Here is a 16,259-nt window from a genome sequence, read left to right as displayed (position 1 = left end):
ATCCGCGATATCTCGGAAGCTCTTCGCTCGGGTATTATCGCAGCCGGCGCGGGATGATCTCGCTGGCGATCTTGGACGTCTCCTTGATCTTGCTCATCACGACCGTCGAGTCCGTCTTGCCGATGAAGCCGAGCTGGATCATGCCTTTCTGGAGAAAATCGAAATGGCTTCTCATGTCCGCGGCTACGACCTTCAGCGTGTAGTCGTGTCCGCCGGTTCCCACATAACACTCGAGCACCTGTGGTGAATTTCGCACGAACTCCGCAAAGGCCGCCGTCGTCTCCGGGGTATGTCGATCAAGACTGACATTGACCAGGATTGTCTCGCGCATGCCCAATTTTTCCGCGTCCACCGTTATGCGGAAACCATTGATCACACCGGCATCCTCCATCGCCCGAATGCGCCGCCAGACCGACGACGGCGAACTGTTGACCCGTTGGGCGATATCCTGGCTCGACAGGCGGGCATCGTCCTGCAGGACGTCGAGAATCCTGCGGTCGAGCGCCAGAAGTTCGAACGATTTATCCATGTAAGTGCTCTTGCTTGACACATGCATTTCATTTTCTTCGACATAGCTACGCAATTCTGGTCAGATCTGTCAAACGAGAAGGTCTAGGCTCTTCACAAATGGAGGAGCCTATGAACGTCGTCACCGCGCTGCCGACCGCCAGCGACATCAACAGGGAATACAAGCTGGACGACTGTTATGACGGGCAGGATGTGTTCCTGACCGGAACACAGGCGCTCGTGCGCCTGCCGCTGGAGCAGGCGCGGCTCGACAGGGCTGCCGGACTGAATACCGCCGGCTTCATCACCGGCTATCGTGGGTCGCCTTTGGCCGCCTACGACAGTGCGCTGATGTCCGCACACAAGAGGCTGCAGCAAGCCGGGGTCACCTTCAAACCCGCCGTGAACGAAGACCTCGCCGCGACCGCTCTCTTCGGCACTCAGGAAGTCTCCACCGATCCTCAGCGGACCAGGGATGGCGTCTTCGGCATCTGGTACGGCAAGGGTCCGGGTGTGGACAGGGCAGGGGATGCGCTGAAACACGGGAATGCCTTTGGTGCATCCGAGAAAGGCGGTGTTCTGGCACTTCTCGGTGATGACCACGGATGCGTTTCTTCCAGTATGCCGCATCAGTCGGACCACGCGCTTGCAAGCTTCATGATGCCGGTCATTCATCCGGCGATGGTCGGCGACTACATTCCATTCGGCCTGTTCGCCATCGCCGCCTCGCGCTTCTCCGGCGCCTGGGTGGGTATGAAGACAATCTCCGAGGTACTGGAAAGCGGGGCGACAGTCACGGTGGATCGTGATGTCTCCTTCAAAGTGCCGGCAGACTACCGGTTTCCACGCAGTGGACTTGGTTATGATCCAACAAAGTGTTTCGGGCCGGTCATGGAGCGGCGCATGCTGGAGCGCCTGGACGCCTTCCGGGCATTTGCCAAAGCCAATCCGATCGATCGGCACGCATTTGGAGCGCCGGAACCGCAACTGGCGATCATCGCGGTCGGGAAAGCCTTTCTCGACGTCATGGATGCACTCGCAGGCTTGGGCATCCCCGAAGCCAATGCTATCCGCCTGGGGCTTGGCGTCTACAAAGTCGGACTGGCCTGGCCGATTGAACCTTCGGGGTTCTCGGCCTTCCTGGTGAAGGCCAAGAAGGTTCTGGTCGTGGAGGAAAAACGCGATCTCGTGGAAACCCAGCTGCGGGCTCTGTTGTTCGGGCGGGAAAAGCCGCTGCAAATGATGGGAAAACGGGATGCATCGAGGGGCGCCTTGCTGCCGGAGGCAGGGGAGCTGCGTCCGGCGCTAGTAGCAGAAGCACTGATCAGCGCCTTTGGGCTCAATGCCCTGGTTTCCAAAACGGACAACACTCGAGCCGCAACGGCGCAGCTGCCGGAACTTGTCGTGCAGAAGCGTGCGCCGTTCTTCTGCTCCGGCTGTCCTCACAACCGGTCGACCAAAGTCCCGGAGGGAGCGGAGGCTTTTGCGGGGATCGGCTGCCACTTCATGGCAAACTGGATGCCGCGCAACACGACCGGACTCGTGCAGATGGGCGGCGAGGGTGTGAACTGGATCGGCCGGAGTCTCTATTCCGGTCGGGAGCATATGTTCCAGAATCTCGGGGATGGGACCTATTTTCACTCCGGCCTGATGGCGATCCGCGCGGCTGTCGCCGCGGGTGTCAACATCACCTACAAGATCCTCTACAACGACGCGGTGGCGATGACCGGTGGCCAGCCGATCGACGGCAGCCTCAGCGTCGAGGACATCGTCACGCAGTTGCGCGGCGAAGGCGTTCGCCGCATCGCGGTGGTGTCCGAAAATCCCTCTCGCTTCGGCAAGGCGTTCAGAGGAATGTCGGGGGTCACACTCAGCCCGCGCGATGAATTGATGGCCATCCAGAACGAACTACAGTCGACCACTGGTGTCACCGCCATCATCTATGACCAGGGGTGTGCCGCCGAGAAGCGGCGCAAGCGAAAGCGTGCGATGATTGCCGATCCGGGCAAGCGCGTCTTCATCAACGAAGCCGTGTGCGAGGGATGCGGCGACTGTTCGGCCAAATCGAACTGCGTTTCGATCGTGCCGGTGAAGACGGCCTGGGGTGTCCAGCGGCAGATTGATCAATCCTCCTGCAACAAGGATTTCTCCTGCGCCGACGGCTTCTGTCCCAGTTTCGTCACCGTGTCCGGAGTGGAACTGAAAGAAGCCGGTGACAGCAAACGTCGGACGGCGTTGCTGGCTCGCGCCGAGCGACTGCCCGTTCCGGCGGTCCCGGAAACCGGCGAAGTCGTGATTTGCGGCATCGGTGGCACGGGGGTCGTGACGATCGGTGCGGTGCTGGCGATGGCCGCCCACCTGGAGGGCAAGGGGAGCACGCTCCTCGACTTCACGGGATTTGCACAAAAGGGCGGCGCCGTCGTCAGCCACCTCAAGGTCGCCAAGACGCGAATGCAGAGCCGTCCGGCAAGGGTCGGGCAGGGGAGTGCGAGCGCGCTTATCGCCAGTGACATGATCGTCGCCACCATGCCCGATGTATTCGCTATTCTCTCTGAACATCGCACCTGCACCGTCGTCAGCACGAACGTGACCCCGACAGGAGATTTCGTGAGTCAGGGGATTTTTGACTTCGAAGAAGGGAAGCGCCTGAAGGCGCTCCGGGGAAAGTCCCGATCGCTTCACGAAATCCGGGCAAACACGGTTGCGGTGAGACTCTTCGGCGATAGCGTCTACGCCAACATGCTGTTGGCGGGCTATGCATGGCAGAAGGGCCTTTTGCCTCTCTCCCTCCAGGCGGTGGAACGCGCGATCGAACTCAATGGGCAGGCGGTGGGCGCCAATCTCGATGCCTTCAAGCTCGGGCGCTTGCACGCCGAAATGCCTGAGGCGTTCGAGGATGAAAGGGGCAGAACCGAGCCGGTGGCGGAAAGCCTGGACGAACTCATCGCTTCGCGGGCTGCATTTCTGACCGATTACCAGGATACCGCTTATGCGGCAGATTTCACGGCGTTCATCGAAAAGGTCCGTCGGGCGGAGGCGCCGCTCGGGGCCGACGAACTCGCCCGAACCGTCGCAAGCAATCTTTCCCGCCTGATGGCCTACAAGGACGAGTATGAAGTGGCGAGGCTTCATCTCGAAAGCCCGGCGCTTGCGAATGCAAGGCAGCGCTTCACACCCGGTGCGAAGGTCAGTTTCCACATGGCGCCGCCGCTCCTTTCATTCATCCGATCGACGGACGGAAAGCCGCGCAAGATTGCGATCCCGGGGCGGATCGCTCTGCCCGTGCTGAGGCTGTTGCGCCTCATGCGACCCTTGCGCGGCACGGTGTTTGATCCCTTCGGATTCACGCGGGAGCGACGCGAGGAACGCCGGCTGGTTTCCGAGTACAGGCACTTCGTGGAAGATCTGTTGCCCGGGCTCTCCGCGGCGTCTCATCACGATGCCGTGGAAGCTGCCGGACTCGCCGACATGATCCGCGGTTTCGGTCATGTGAAGGCAGGCGCGATCGACAGGTATCGTCTTGAACTTCGTGCCCTGACCGACCGGCAGACGGCCGGCGCACCCGGAAGGGCGGCCTGACGATAGGCGCCTTCGTCAGGCGGAGGAACTGATTTTGTCTCGCGTGGGCGGCCGAGCGACATTGCGGACCGTGGCGATTTGACATTCACGGATCGCGCGCCTACCGATGCGCGCCAGGATCTGGGCAGCGTATGTTGAGAGGCGGAATTCCTCGGCAATGCGGGTAACCGAAATACTTTCGGACATTCAGGCGCGCCTTGCAGTGCGAGCTCCGGCGATGATCGTCACGATTTACGGTGACATCGTCGTGCCGCGTGGTGGCGTGCTGTGGATGGGCACCCTTGTCGAGATTTGCGCGCGGCTCGGGATCAGTGAAACCCTTGTGCGTACTGCAGTTTCGCGCCTCGTCGCCGCCGGCCAACTGGTGGGTGAGCGTGACGGGCGTCGCTCCTATTACGGCCTGGCAGCGGGCGCGCAGACCGAATTTGCGGCGGCTGCAAGGCTGCTCTACGGACCGCAATCCTCCGCAAGTGGCTTCTTGATCCATCACGCCCCGGGCGTCGATGACGAAACGGTCCGTCGTGCCGGGCTCGGACGCATGGGACCGGATCTCTATTTGCGCGCCGATCATCCTGAGAACGCGCCGATACCGGGACTTACCTTCCGCGCCGAAGTGGTGAAGGAGGTGGCCCTGCTGTCCGACTACGCGGCAACGCTCTGGAACCTGCAGTCCTTTGCTGACGGGTACAGGACGGTCATTGACCTCTTTTCGCCGCTGGCGGAGCTATTGAAACAGGGGGCGGACCTGCCTCCCGCCGATGCGATCAGTGCGCGGCTCCTGCTGGTGCAGGCCTACCGCGCGGTGCTCCTTCGGGATCCGCGTCTCCCGGACGAGGCGCTCCCGAAGGACTGGCCGGGGCATGCGGCCCGTCGGCTGTTCAGCGCGCTTTATCGGGAGATATCGCCGTTGGCGGACGACTACATCGGCGCTCATTTCGAGGGGCGCGACGGCCGTCTGCCTACCCGAACGGACGAGGTCCTCACCCGGCTGCGGTCGCTGGAACCTGAAGCGGTCATCTAAGTCTCTGAAATAAAATGAAATTGCGTGTGACAGCGTAGATTTACGCCAAAACATCACACGAAAGACACAAAAAGCCTTTGAAATGTGATGCTTTAAGGCTATAGATTGACCGGTCGGTTGGTTAATGTGAGCTGGCGTTGGCCGTAAGTGTGCTCGAGGAGGAGTGAAGTCATGCAGCAAGCCTTTATCTGTGACGCGGTGCGTACGCCCATTGGTCGCTATGGCGGGGCCCTCGCATCCGTTCGGGCAGATGATCTCGCTGCATTGCCGCTCGTCGCGCTGATGGAGCGCAATCCCGGTGTCGACTGGTCCAAGGTCGATGATCTCATTTTCGGCTGCGCAAACCAGGCCGGCGAAGACAACCGTAATGTTGCCCGCATGGCCGTTCTCCTGTCGGGCATGCCGATCAACGTGCCCGCGACCACCGTCAACCGCCTCTGCGGTTCGGGCATGGACGCCGTCGGGATGGCCGCGCGGGCGATCCGCGGCGGCGATTGCGATCTGGTGATTGCGGGTGGCGTCGAGAGCATGACGCGTGCACCCTTCGTCATGCCGAAGGCGGAAACGGCCTTTTCCCGATCCAACGCGGTCTACGACACCACGATCGGCTGGCGCTTTCCCAATCCGGAACTGAAGAAGAAGTTCGGCACCCATTCCATGCCGGAGACGGCGGACAATGTCGCCGAGCAGTACAATGTCAGCCGTGCCGACCAGGACGCGTTTGCCGCCCGCAGCCAGGCACGCTGGGCGGCCGCCCAGACCGCCGGCGTCTTCGCCGACGAGATCGTCCCCGTCACGATCCCACAGAAGAAGGGTGAGCCGCTGGTCGTCTCGGTCGACGAGCATCCCCGTCCCGGCACCACCGCAGAACAACTGGCGAGGCTGAAGGGCGTCAACGGTCCCGATCTCACGGTCACTGCCGGCAATGCTTCGGGCGTCAACGATGGTGCCGCCGCCCTTGTGATCGCTTCCGAGGCGACGGCCAGGGAGCAGGGGCTCACGCCGCGGGCAAGGATCGTCGCAATGGCGGCAGCCGGCGTCGAACCTCGGATCATGGGCATAGGGCCGGTACCGGCGGTTCGCAAGGTTCTCGAACGCGCCGGCCTGTCGCTGTCGCAAATGGACGTGGTCGAACTCAACGAGGCCTTTGCCGCACAGGCGCTCGCCGTTCTTCGGGAGCTCAAGCTTCCGGACGATGCCGCACACGTCAATCCGAATGGCGGCGCCATCGCGCTCGGCCATCCGCTCGGCATGTCCGGCGCGCGCCTCGTCACCACCGCCATGTACCAGCTCCACCGCACCGGCGGGCGCTATGCGCTCTGCACGATGTGTATCGGGGTCGGGCAGGGCATCGCCATCATCATTGAACGGATCTGAGCAGGGAGGAGCCCACCATGTATGCGCAAATGGTCAAGACCGACAGCGATCGGGTGAAGTCGCTGAACGAAATGTCCGCGGAGGAACGGGCCTTTCAGGATCGCATCGACCGGGGCGAGAAGATCGAGCCCAAGGAGTGGATGCCCGAGAACTACCGTAAGACGCTGATCCGCCAGATCGGCCAGCATGCCCATTCGGAGATCGTCGGCCAGCTGCCGGAGGGCAACTGGATCACTCGCGCGCCGACGCTCGAGCGCAAGGCGATCCTGCTCGCCAAGGTGCAGGACGAGGCGGGACACGGTCTCTACCTCTATTCCGCCGCCGAAACGCTCGGCGTCAGCCGCGACGAGCTTCTGGCGCTCCTGCATTCCGGCAAGATGAAATATTCCTCGATCTTCAACTATCCGACGCTCAACTGGGCGGACATCGGCGCGGTTGGCTGGCTGGTCGACGGCGCGGCGATCATGAACCAGGTCCAGCTGCAGAAGACGTCCTACGGCCCCTATAGCCGGGCGATGATCCGCATCTGCAAGGAGGAGAGCTTCCACCAGCGCCAAGGCTACGACATCATGATGAAGATGGCCTTCGGCTCCGAGGAGCAGAAGGCGATGGCGCAAGATGCGCTGAACCGCTTCTGGTACCCGGCCCTGATGATGTTCGGTCCGTCCGACAAGGATTCGGTCCATTCGGCCCAGTCGATGCAGTGGAAGATCAAGATCAACACCAACGACGAGCTGCGCCAGAAATTCGTCGACCAGACGGTGCCGCAGGCCAAGTATCTCGGCCTGACCATTCCCGACGAGAACCTGCGCTGGAACGACGAGAAGGGCTGTCACGACTTCTCCGAGCCGGACTGGGAAGAGTTCTTCAACGTCATCGCCGGCAACGGCCCCTGCAATGCCGAGCGCCTCGGTGCCCGCGTCACCGCCTGGGAAGAAGGCGCGTGGTTCCGCGACGGCCTTATGGCCCATGCCGAAAAGCAAGAGGCGCGCCGCGCCGGCCGCAGGGCTGCCTGAGCAATCCAATTCGGGAGCGGCCCGCCCGCTCCCCTCCGTCACCTGAACTTGGGAGGAATAGCAATGTCCAGCGAATGGCCCCTTTGGGAAGTCTTTATCCGCGGCCAGCATGGCCTCAATCACCGTCATGTCGGCAGCCTGCATGCTCCGGACGCCGAAATGGCAATCCGTAACGCCCGTGACGTCTATACCCGCCGCAACGAGGGCGTTTCGATCTGGGTGGTGAAGTCGGTCGACATCACTGCATCCTCGCCGTCGGAAAAGGGTCCGCTGTTCGAACCGTCGAACTCCAAGGTCTATCGTCATCCGACCTTCTTCGACATTCCGGCTGAAGTGGGGCACATGTGATGGCGACCGCGACCCCGGCGGTCGATCAGGCCGCATATTTCGAATGGCTCCTGCGTATGGGCGACAATACGCTGATCCTCGGCCACCGCGTGTCCGAATGGTGCGGCCATTCGCCGGTCCTCGAAGAGGATATCGCGCTCGCCAACACGGCGCTCGACCTGATCGGTCAGACCCAGTTCTGGCTCGGCCTGGCCGGCGAGGTCGAGGGCAAGGGCCGTACCGCCGACAATCTCGCCTATCTGCGTGACGCGGCGGCCTTCCGTAACGTCCTGCTCGTCGAACGTCCGAATGGCGACTTCGGCAAGACGCTGATGCGCCAGTTCCTGTTCGACGCCTATCACCTCGAAATGCTGCGTGCGCTGGTCTCTTCCAACGATCCGCGCGTGGCGGAGATCGCCGGCAAGGCGCTGAAGGAGGTTTCCTACCACTTCGAACGCTCGGCCGACCTCGTCATCCGTCTCGGCGACGGCACCGAGGAGAGCCACCGCCGCATGCAGAAGGCGCTCGATGACCTCTGGCCCTATACAGCCGAAATGTTCCTCGACGATTCCGCCGACGAAGCGGTGGCTGCAGCCGGGATCGCGCCGCTGCCCTCGGCGCTCAGGGCGGCCTGGGACAAGTCGGTGGCGGAAGTGCTCACCGAGGCGACGCTGGTTCTTCCGGAAGGCACCTACCAGCACAAGGGCGGCAAGCGCGGCGTCCACACCGAGCACCTCGGCTACATTCTCGCCGACATGCAGTTCCTGCAGCGGGCCTATCCGAATTCGGTCTGGTGAGGTTTGTGCCATGGACGCCAGGACATTGCCTGAACCGGAAGAGGTCTGGCGCTGGCTGGACGAGGTTCCCGATCCGGAGATCCCGGTCATCAGCCTGACCGATCTCGGCATCATCCGGGACGTCGCCTGGGACGGCGATACTCTCGTCGTCGCCGTGACCCCGACCTATTCGGGCTGCCCGGCGACCACGGTGATCAATCTCGACATCGAGACGGCACTCAAGGGCCGCGGGATCGAGAAGCTGCGTCTGGAGCGGCGCCTGTCGCCGCCCTGGACGACCGACTGGATCAGCGAAGCCGGGCGCGAAAAGCTTCGCGCTTACGGCATTGCCCCGCCGATCGACGGGACCGCGGCTGACGGGCGATTGATGGCGCGAGCCAGCCGCCTTGCCGGTACGAACCTCGCCGTCGCCTGCCCCCGTTGCGGCTCGACGAGGACCGAGAAGGTGAGCCAGTTCGGCTCGACGCCGTGCAAGGCGAGCTACCGTTGCTCGGACTGTTTGGAACCCTTTGACTATTTCAAGTGCATCTGAGGATGCGGAGGACATAACTCATGGCACGTTTTCATTCCCTGACCGTGACTGATATCCGCCACGAGACCCGTGACGCGGTCGTTGTGACGCTCAAGCCGCGCGAGGAGGATCGTGCGGCCTTCGAGTTCACGCAAGGCCAGTACCTGACCTTCCGTCGCGATTTCGACGGCGAGGAATTGCGTCGGTCCTATTCGATCTGCGCCGGCAAGGACGAGGGTATCCTGCGCGTCGGCATCAAGCGCGTCGACGGCGGCGCCTTCAGCAACTGGGCCAACGCCAACCTGGCGCCCGGCGACGTCATCGAGGCCATGCCGCCCATGGGCCGCTTCTTCATGGACATCGATCCGACGACCGACAAACACTATCTCGGCTTTGCTGGCGGCTCCGGCATCACACCGGTTCTCTCGATCATCAAGACGGTGCTCGCCCGCGAACCGAAGGCACGCTTCACGCTCGTCTATGCCAACCGCCAGATCAACTCGATCATGTTCCGCGAGGAACTCGAGGATCTGAAGAACACCTATCTCGGCCGTTTCTCGGTGCTGCACATCCTCGAAAGCGAAGCTCAGGAGATCGATCTCTTCACCGGCCGGCTGGACGAGAACAAGCTGGCCGCCCTGTTCCGCACCTGGATCGATCCGAAGTCCGTCGACGCCGCCTTCATCTGCGGCCCGGAGCCGATGATGCTGACGATCGTCGCCAGCCTCAAGGAGCACGGGCTGAAGGACGAACAGATCAAGTTCGAGCTTTTTGCTTCCGGCCAGCCGGGCCGCGCCAGGAACCGTGTCGCGTCGGTGAGCGCCGAAGAAGCCGCGGCCGTGGTGGAGACGACCGTCACCCTCGACGGCACGACCCGGACTTTCAACATGCCGAAGCACGGCGTCAGTCTTCTCGAGGCAGCGATCGCCCAGAGCATGGACGCGCCCTTCTCCTGCAAGGCGGGCGTCTGCTCCACCTGCCGGGCGAAGGTTCTCGAAGGCGAGGTCGAGATGGACACCAACCATGCGCTCGAAGATTACGAGGTCGAAGCCGGATACGTGCTCACCTGCCAGTGTCACCCGCTGACCGAGAAGGTCGTGCTCTCCTACGACGAATAACCTCTGGACGGGCGGGGCCGAGAGCGCCCCGCCGACCGCACTGAAGAAACCGATCCAGGAAGGATGACTTCATGAATGTTTCGGCTCGCGTTCCGCGCCGCCTCGAAAGCTATGTCTGTGGCCGCTGGACCCCCGGCGACAAGCAGGGCGTTCCGCTCCTCGATGCCTCGACGGGTGCCGCAGTCGCATTCATCGATTCGACGGGTGTCGATTTCGCCGCCGCGCTCGCCTATGGCCGCGAAGTCGGCGGTCCGAACCTGCGTGCGCTCTCGTTCCACGAGCGGGCGCAGATGCTGAAATCCCTCGGCCAAGTCCTGATGGACCTGAAGGAGGAGTTCTATGCCGAAAGCGCCCTGACGGGTGCGACCCGCGCCGATGGCTGGGTCGACATCGAAGGCGGCATCGGCACGATGCTGTCCTATTCGTCGAAGGCCCGCCGCGAGCTGCCGAATACGCGGGTGCTGGTCGACGGCGACGTCGAACTGCTGTCCAAGGACAACAGCTTTTCCGCCCAGCATATCCTCACCCCGCTGCACGGGATCGCGGTCCACATCAACGCCTTCAACTTCCCCGTCTGGGGCATGCTCGAAAAGGTCGCCCCGACGCTGATCGCCGGCGTGCCCTCGCTGGTCAAGCCGGCGAGCCAGACTGCTTATCTGACCGAACTCGTGGTTCGCCGGATCATTGAGACCGGCATCCTGCCGGAAGGCGCACTGCAGCTGGTGTCCGGTTCGGTCGGCGATCTGCTCGACCATGTCGAAGGCCAAGACGCCGTGACCTTCACCGGTTCGGCCTGGACCGGGCGCAAGCTGAAGTCGCACCCGGCGGTCGTCGCCAATTCGGTACGCTTCACCATGGAAGCCGACAGCCTCAACGCCTCGGTGCTCGGCCCCGATGCCGGCCCGGGCACCGAGGAATTCGACCTCTTCGTCAAGGAAGTGGCCCGCGAGATGACGTCGAAGGCCGGGCAGAAATGCACGGCCATCCGCCGCGTGATCGTGCCGCGGGCGCATGTCCAGGCGCTGGTCGAAGCACTCGGCGATCGTCTTGCCAAGACCACCCTCGGCAATCCTTCCGACGAGGGCGTGCGCATGGGACCGCTCGCAAGCCTTGCCCAGCGCGACGAGGTTCGCGAGCGCATCCGCGACCTGACTGCCGATGCCGAGATCGTCTCCGGCGATCCCGACAATGTCCGCGTCTTCTCCGGCGACGCCGAAAAGGGCGCCTTCCTCAATCCGGTGCTTCTCTATTGTGACAAGCCCTTCTCCGCCTCCGCCGTCCATGATGTCGAGGCATTCGGACCGGTCTCCACCGTGATGCCCTATGACGGCATCGAGGAAGCGATTGCGCTCGCCCACAAGGGCAAGGGGTCGCTCGCGGCCTCCGTCTTCACCAACGATCCCAGGGTCGCCGAGGAAATGGCGATCGGCATGGCGCCCTGTCACGGCCGTATCCTGATCGGCAACCGCGCCTCCGCCAAGACCTCGACCGGTCATGGCTCGCCGCTGGCGGGCCTGGTGCATGGCGGTCCGGGTCGCGCCGGTGGCGGCGAGGAGCTCGGCGGCATGCGCGGCGTCAAGCACTACATGCAGCGCACGGCCGTCCAGGGTACGCCGCGGCTCCTCTCGGCCGTCACCGGCCGCTGGATGGAGGGCGCCGGCGCCGGCGACATGAGCGTCCATCCGTTCCGCAAGTCGCTCGCCGAACTGAAGATCGGCGACCAGATCGTCACGGCCAAGCGGACGGTGACGCTCGAGGACATCGAGCACTTCGCCCATTTCACCGGCGACACCTTCTATGCCCATATGGACGAGGCCGCGGCCAAGGCCAATCCGCTCTTCGACGGACGCGTGGCTCACGGCTATCTGATCGTTTCTTTCGCGGCTGGCCTGTTCGTCGATCCGGAACCCGGTCCGGTCCTTGCCAATTACGGCGTCGACAACCTGCGCTTCCTGACCCCCGTCAATCCAGACGATACGCTGCAGGTCCGGCTCACCTGCAAGGAGATCAATCCGCGCGCCAATGCCGACCACGGCGAAGTGCGATGGGACTGCCAGGTGACCAACCAGAACGGTGCGGTCGTGGCGCAATACGACGTCCTGACCATGGTCGCCAAGACGTGGAAAACGGCCAAGGTGTAGTGAAGTGGCTTTCCTCGCTCGATCGTGGAAGTCCGGTGGCGTTCTGCGTCGAGACACGCCATGCTGATCGTGACCGGCACGGGCTATTGCGGTAAGGGCTCAGTCGAAGCGAAGCGGAGTGTTGCGGTCTCGCAAGGAGGCGCCAATTTCTTCTACTGAACTTGCCTTCTCGCATGCTTAGATTGCATTTTCATCAATCTGACAGCGGATGACAAATATGGCCACCAAGACGAGAGTATTGACCGCACATGTCCCTCTCGCACTCGCGGCTTGGGTTGATCAGGAGGAGGAGGAGCGCCATGGAATGACGCTCCAAGCCCTGGAGGACGTCCGCGCCAGCCGGGTGATCGATCGTCATGTGATTCGGGCATGGGCCGACAGTCTCGGAACGGACGAACCTCTTTTTCCTCCGGCCAGATGAAGATCCAGTGGACCGGCAAGGGGTCGTCGGACTTGTGCGTTTTTTCGAGTATTTAAGTCCCGTCTCACCGAGGCAGGGGGCCTTGTTCAGCAGCACATTCACCCGCCAGATCGGCTGCTTGATTATCCGAGGATCGGCGAGAAATTCGAAGGGTAGGAGCCGCGCGAGGTGCGACAGATCATCGTTGGCAACTACGAGATGCGTTACCAGATCGCGAGTAGGACCACCTCCATCCTGCGCGTCTGGCAGTGCCGCGAAAACCGCAGTTTCGACCCGGACGAGCAGCGGTGATGAGGTGGGCGAGCATAGTCTGTGGTGGCAAGATTATATATTTCGACAATTATCGAAATAGTCATTGACAGGCTCTCTTGGCCGACGTAGCTTATTTCCATGATAATCGAAAAAGCAGCATCGCAACTGGAAGCGCTGGGCAATCCATCCCGGCTGAATATCTACCGGACACTCGTTAGAACGGGGCGCGACGGCATCGCCGTGGGCCATCTCCAGGAGCGCGTCGGTATCCCGGCGTCGACTTTGTCCCACCACCTCAAACGGTTGGTGGATGCCGGCCTGGCTTCGCAGGAGAGACAGGCGACGACGTTGATCTGCCGGGCGGACTATCCGACCATGCAGTCGCTGATCGGCTTCCTCGTCGACGAATGCTGTGCGGACGAGCAATGTCGCGAAGCGTCAAAGAAAGAGACGGTGTGACGCCTCTTTTTTTTGCCTCGATAATTCGATCCTTCTAGAAATATAAAATGGAGAGCGAGATGTCTGACAAATCAGGGCTTCCTGTTGCGGTAATAGGTGCGGGGCCCGTCGGGCTTGCGGCGGCCGCGCGCCTTGTCGAACGAGGAATTGAACCGATCGTTTTCGAGAAGGGCGGCTCGGTTGGCGCTTGCCTGCTGGAATGGGGCCATGTTCGGGTTTTCTCCCCGTGGCGATACAATGTTGATGATGCCGCCCGCCGCCTTCTCGAACATGAAGGCTGGAAAGCCCCCGATCAGGACCGTTTGCCGAATGGAAAGGAGATCGTCGAGGAGTATCTGGTCCCTCTGTCCAGAGTCACTGCCATTCACCGGGGGCTCAGGCTGGGTATGACGGTGACGGCAATAACCCGGAAGGGATTGGACAAGGTGACCTCACGCGGGCGTGACGCCGCCGCGTTCGTCGTGCGATACTCCGATGGGCGTGTCCAGCGGGAGGTCGTCGTCCGCGCGGTTATCGATGCCTCCGGCACGTGGAACCAGCCGAACCCGATGGGCGTAGACGGACTCCCAATTCCGGGAGAGCGAGAGTCGACCAGGATTTCATACGGCATCCCGGACGTCATGGGGACGCGTCGCAACGAGTTTGCCGGCAGGCGGACCCTCGTCGTCGGGAGCGGCCATTCGGCGATCAACACGGCACTCGCTCTCATGGACCTCCAGCAAGTCGACCCGAACACGGAAATCTTCTGGGCGCTTCGTCAAGATGGCGTCGATCGATTGCTCGGCGGTGGCTTGAACGACCAGCTCCCCGAGCGCGGTGCGCTCGGGCTCGCCGCCAAGAAGGCCATGGACGAGGGCAGGCTCAACATGTTGACGGGATTTGCCGCCCGTAGCATCCGCGATGACGGTGATCACGTGACAGTGCTTGCAGCAACCGGGGCCCGGGAGGTTCAGCTAGCCGTGGACAACATCGTGGTGGCGACCGGATTCCGGCCGGCCTTCGACTTCCTTCGCGAACTCCGCATCGAGATAGATCCCGCGCTCGAGGCGCCACCCGCGCTGGCTCCGCTCATCGATCCGAACCTCCATTCGTGCGGCACTGTTCCTCCGCATGGCGTGGAGGAGCTTACCCATCCGGAGAAGGACTTCTACATTGTCGGCATGAAGTCTTACGGACGCGCGCCGACGTTCCTGATGAAGACCGGATACGAGCAGGTCCGTTCAATCGTCGCTGAGATCGCGGGCGACCGCGAGGCTGCGCGGCGGGTAGAATTGGTGCTTCCTGAAACGGGCGTCTGTTCCGCCGACGTCAAGACGGTGGGTTCTTCCGGCTGCTGCGGCGGGCCGTCGAAAACGCGTGAGGACGCGTGTTGCGCCGCAGATGCGCTGGCGAAGGATGAAGGCAAGACAGGCTGCGGCTGCGGCTCGAAGCCTTCGGCGGAGAAGGTGGTCGAGAGCCTGTGAAGATGTCCGATGGAAAACTGCCGATCTGGGCGCTCGCCGGACTCGGCACCACGCAGGTCGTCGGCTACGGCACGCTCTACTATTGCCTCAGCATTCTTGTTCCCGACATCGCGCGCGATCTCGCGGTGTCGGAGCAAAGGGTCTACGGGATGTTCTCCGTCGCGCTGCTCATCGGAGCCTTTGCTGCTCCGATGTTCGGCAAGCTCGCGGACCGATCGGGTGCGGGAACGGTGATGGCTGACGGATCGGTTGGATCGGCGCTCACCCTGGTCCTGGCTGGGCTTTCGAGTGGGCCCACGAGCTTCGCGCTCGCGCTGACGATGATGCAGGTGATCTCTGCAGGCGTCCTCTATTCGATGGCTTTCACGGCGATCGTGCAGGCGGGAGGAAGGAGGGCGCAGACATCCATCGTCCATCTCACGTTGATAGCGGGATTCGCGTCATCCCTTTTCTGGCCGCTCACGACATGGCTGCGTGCCTCGATATCCTGGCGGGAGGTCTTGCTGCTGTACGCGGCAATGCATGTCCTAGTGTGCCTTCCTGTACACGTCGGCATTGCCCGCCTTACCTCCGGGGCCGTCTTTGCGGCGCGCACGGCTCTCCCTGACGAGGCCGTCCGCTCAACAGGGAACGGCACGCTGATTTTTCTCCTGATGCTCCTGGGCTTCGCCATCGAAGGATACGCGCTCTCGGCCATGCTGGTTCACATGGTGCCGCTGACGCAGGCGCTGGGTCTCGGCACGGCAGGGCTTCTGATCGCCTCCCTGTTCGGCCCCGCGCAGGTCGCCAGCCGCTTGATAAACCTGTTGTTCGGCGGTGGCCTCTCACAGACCCGGCTCGCGGTCATTGCGGCGGTGTTGATGCCGATCGGGATTGTGATACTCCTTTCCACGAAGCCATGGTTCGCGGGGGCGGTGACCGTCGCCATCTGCATGGGACTGGGTTCCGGACTGACGAGCATCGTCGGCGGAACCTTGCCACTCGAACTCTTCGGACGCCAGGGCTACGGCAGCAGAATGGGATGGTGCACGACGGCCAAGCAACTGACGTCCGCCGTCGCGCCCGTCATGATGTCGATATCCATGGCGGGGATCGGCGTGCGCGGGGCGCTTTGGGTCGTCACGGCGGCGGGGCTGGCGGGTGCAGGCGCGTTCGCATTGATTCCCTTGGTCTTCAGGGCATCGGCCGGGCCGGCGAATGTTCCGTCGCGATCCAATCCCTGACCTCGTTTGACGATCACAGCAAGGCTTGGGTTCGCTGCCTGCTGTGC

At 62.6% G+C, this 16,259-nt stretch carries 15 protein-coding genes; 14 read left to right on the top strand and 1 reads right to left on the bottom strand.

From position 1 onward, the window contains the following. Positions 1–34 precede the first annotated feature (34 nt). On the bottom strand, positions 35–529 hold the full coding sequence (locus NHF53_RS14855) for an Lrp/AsnC family transcriptional regulator (RefSeq protein ID WP_252834823.1): 495 nt from the start codon (positions 527–529) through the stop codon (positions 35–37). Positions 530–639: 110 nt separating this feature from the next. Between NHF53_RS14855 and NHF53_RS14850 the strand changes: the two genes are divergently transcribed. From NHF53_RS14850 to arsK, 14 genes are all read left to right on the top strand, one after another. Next, positions 640–4,086 (top strand): indolepyruvate ferredoxin oxidoreductase family protein, encoded by a 3,447-nt coding sequence (locus NHF53_RS14850; RefSeq protein ID WP_252834822.1) that lies wholly within the window; start codon positions 640–642, stop codon positions 4,084–4,086. Positions 4,087–4,243: 157 nt separating this feature from the next. Next, positions 4,244–5,107 carry a PaaX family transcriptional regulator C-terminal domain-containing protein gene (locus NHF53_RS14845; RefSeq protein WP_252834821.1) on the top strand — a complete coding sequence of 288 codons (864 nt, stop codon included), beginning with the start codon at positions 4,244–4,246 and terminating at the stop codon, positions 5,105–5,107. 171 nt (positions 5,108–5,278) lie between these two features. Next, positions 5,279–6,484: a 3-oxoadipyl-CoA thiolase gene (pcaF, locus tag NHF53_RS14840; RefSeq protein WP_252834820.1), complete on the top strand. Its 1,206-nt coding sequence runs from the start codon at positions 5,279–5,281 to the stop codon at positions 6,482–6,484. 17 nt (positions 6,485–6,501) lie between these two features. Next, a complete protein-coding gene (paaA, locus tag NHF53_RS14835; RefSeq protein WP_252834819.1) occupies positions 6,502–7,500 on the top strand; it encodes a 1,2-phenylacetyl-CoA epoxidase subunit PaaA in 999 nt (332 codons plus the stop codon). 63 nt (positions 7,501–7,563) lie between these two features. After that, entirely contained in the window at positions 7,564–7,848 is a 285-nt protein-coding gene (gene paaB, locus NHF53_RS14830) for a 1,2-phenylacetyl-CoA epoxidase subunit PaaB (protein ID WP_028737551.1), read from the top strand. After that, a complete protein-coding gene (gene paaC, locus NHF53_RS14825; protein WP_252834818.1) occupies positions 7,848–8,624 on the top strand; it encodes a 1,2-phenylacetyl-CoA epoxidase subunit PaaC in 777 nt (258 codons plus the stop codon). Before paaB ends, paaC begins: the two co-directional genes overlap by 1 nt. 10 nt (positions 8,625–8,634) lie before the next feature. Further along, a complete protein-coding gene (gene paaD, locus NHF53_RS14820) occupies positions 8,635–9,156 on the top strand; it encodes a 1,2-phenylacetyl-CoA epoxidase subunit PaaD (protein WP_252834817.1) in 522 nt (173 codons plus the stop codon). A gap of 20 nt (positions 9,157–9,176) precedes the next feature. Next, positions 9,177–10,253, top strand: a complete 1,077-nt coding sequence (paaE, locus tag NHF53_RS14815) for a 1,2-phenylacetyl-CoA epoxidase subunit PaaE (protein WP_252834816.1) — start codon at positions 9,177–9,179, stop codon at positions 10,251–10,253. 71 nt (positions 10,254–10,324) lie between these two features. Next, complete coding sequence (gene paaZ / locus NHF53_RS14810; protein WP_252834815.1) at positions 10,325–12,394, top strand: phenylacetic acid degradation bifunctional protein PaaZ; 2,070 nt, start codon at positions 10,325–10,327, stop codon at positions 12,392–12,394. 217 nt (positions 12,395–12,611) lie between these two features. Then, positions 12,612–12,815, top strand: coding sequence for a CopG family transcriptional regulator (locus NHF53_RS24185; RefSeq protein ID WP_374591126.1), 204 nt, complete (start codon positions 12,612–12,614; stop codon positions 12,813–12,815). Between the two features lie 168 nt (positions 12,816–12,983). Next, positions 12,984–13,106, top strand: coding sequence for a hypothetical protein (locus NHF53_RS24095; protein ID WP_256481257.1), 123 nt, complete (start codon positions 12,984–12,986; stop codon positions 13,104–13,106). Between the two features lie 99 nt (positions 13,107–13,205). After that, positions 13,206–13,526 carry a helix-turn-helix transcriptional regulator gene (locus NHF53_RS14805; protein ID WP_252834814.1) on the top strand — a complete coding sequence of 107 codons (321 nt, stop codon included), beginning with the start codon at positions 13,206–13,208 and terminating at the stop codon, positions 13,524–13,526. Between the two features lie 59 nt (positions 13,527–13,585). Continuing rightward, positions 13,586–14,989 (top strand): NAD(P)-binding domain-containing protein, encoded by a 1,404-nt coding sequence (locus tag NHF53_RS14800; RefSeq protein WP_252834813.1) that lies wholly within the window; start codon positions 13,586–13,588, stop codon positions 14,987–14,989. Positions 14,990–14,991: 2 nt separating this feature from the next. Then, the gene (arsK, locus tag NHF53_RS14795; protein WP_252834812.1) at positions 14,992–16,212 is read left to right on the top strand and encodes an arsenite efflux MFS transporter ArsK; all 1,221 of its coding nucleotides are present in this window, start codon (positions 14,992–14,994) and stop codon (positions 16,210–16,212) included. Positions 16,213–16,259 lie beyond the last annotated feature (47 nt).

This window comes from Ciceribacter sp. RN22 (assembly GCF_024054295.1).
Classification (GTDB): Bacteria; Pseudomonadota; Alphaproteobacteria; order Rhizobiales; family Rhizobiaceae; genus Allorhizobium; species Allorhizobium lividum.
Note: the sequence above shows the minus strand (reverse complement) of the source record. Positions and strands in the feature narration are given on the sequence as shown.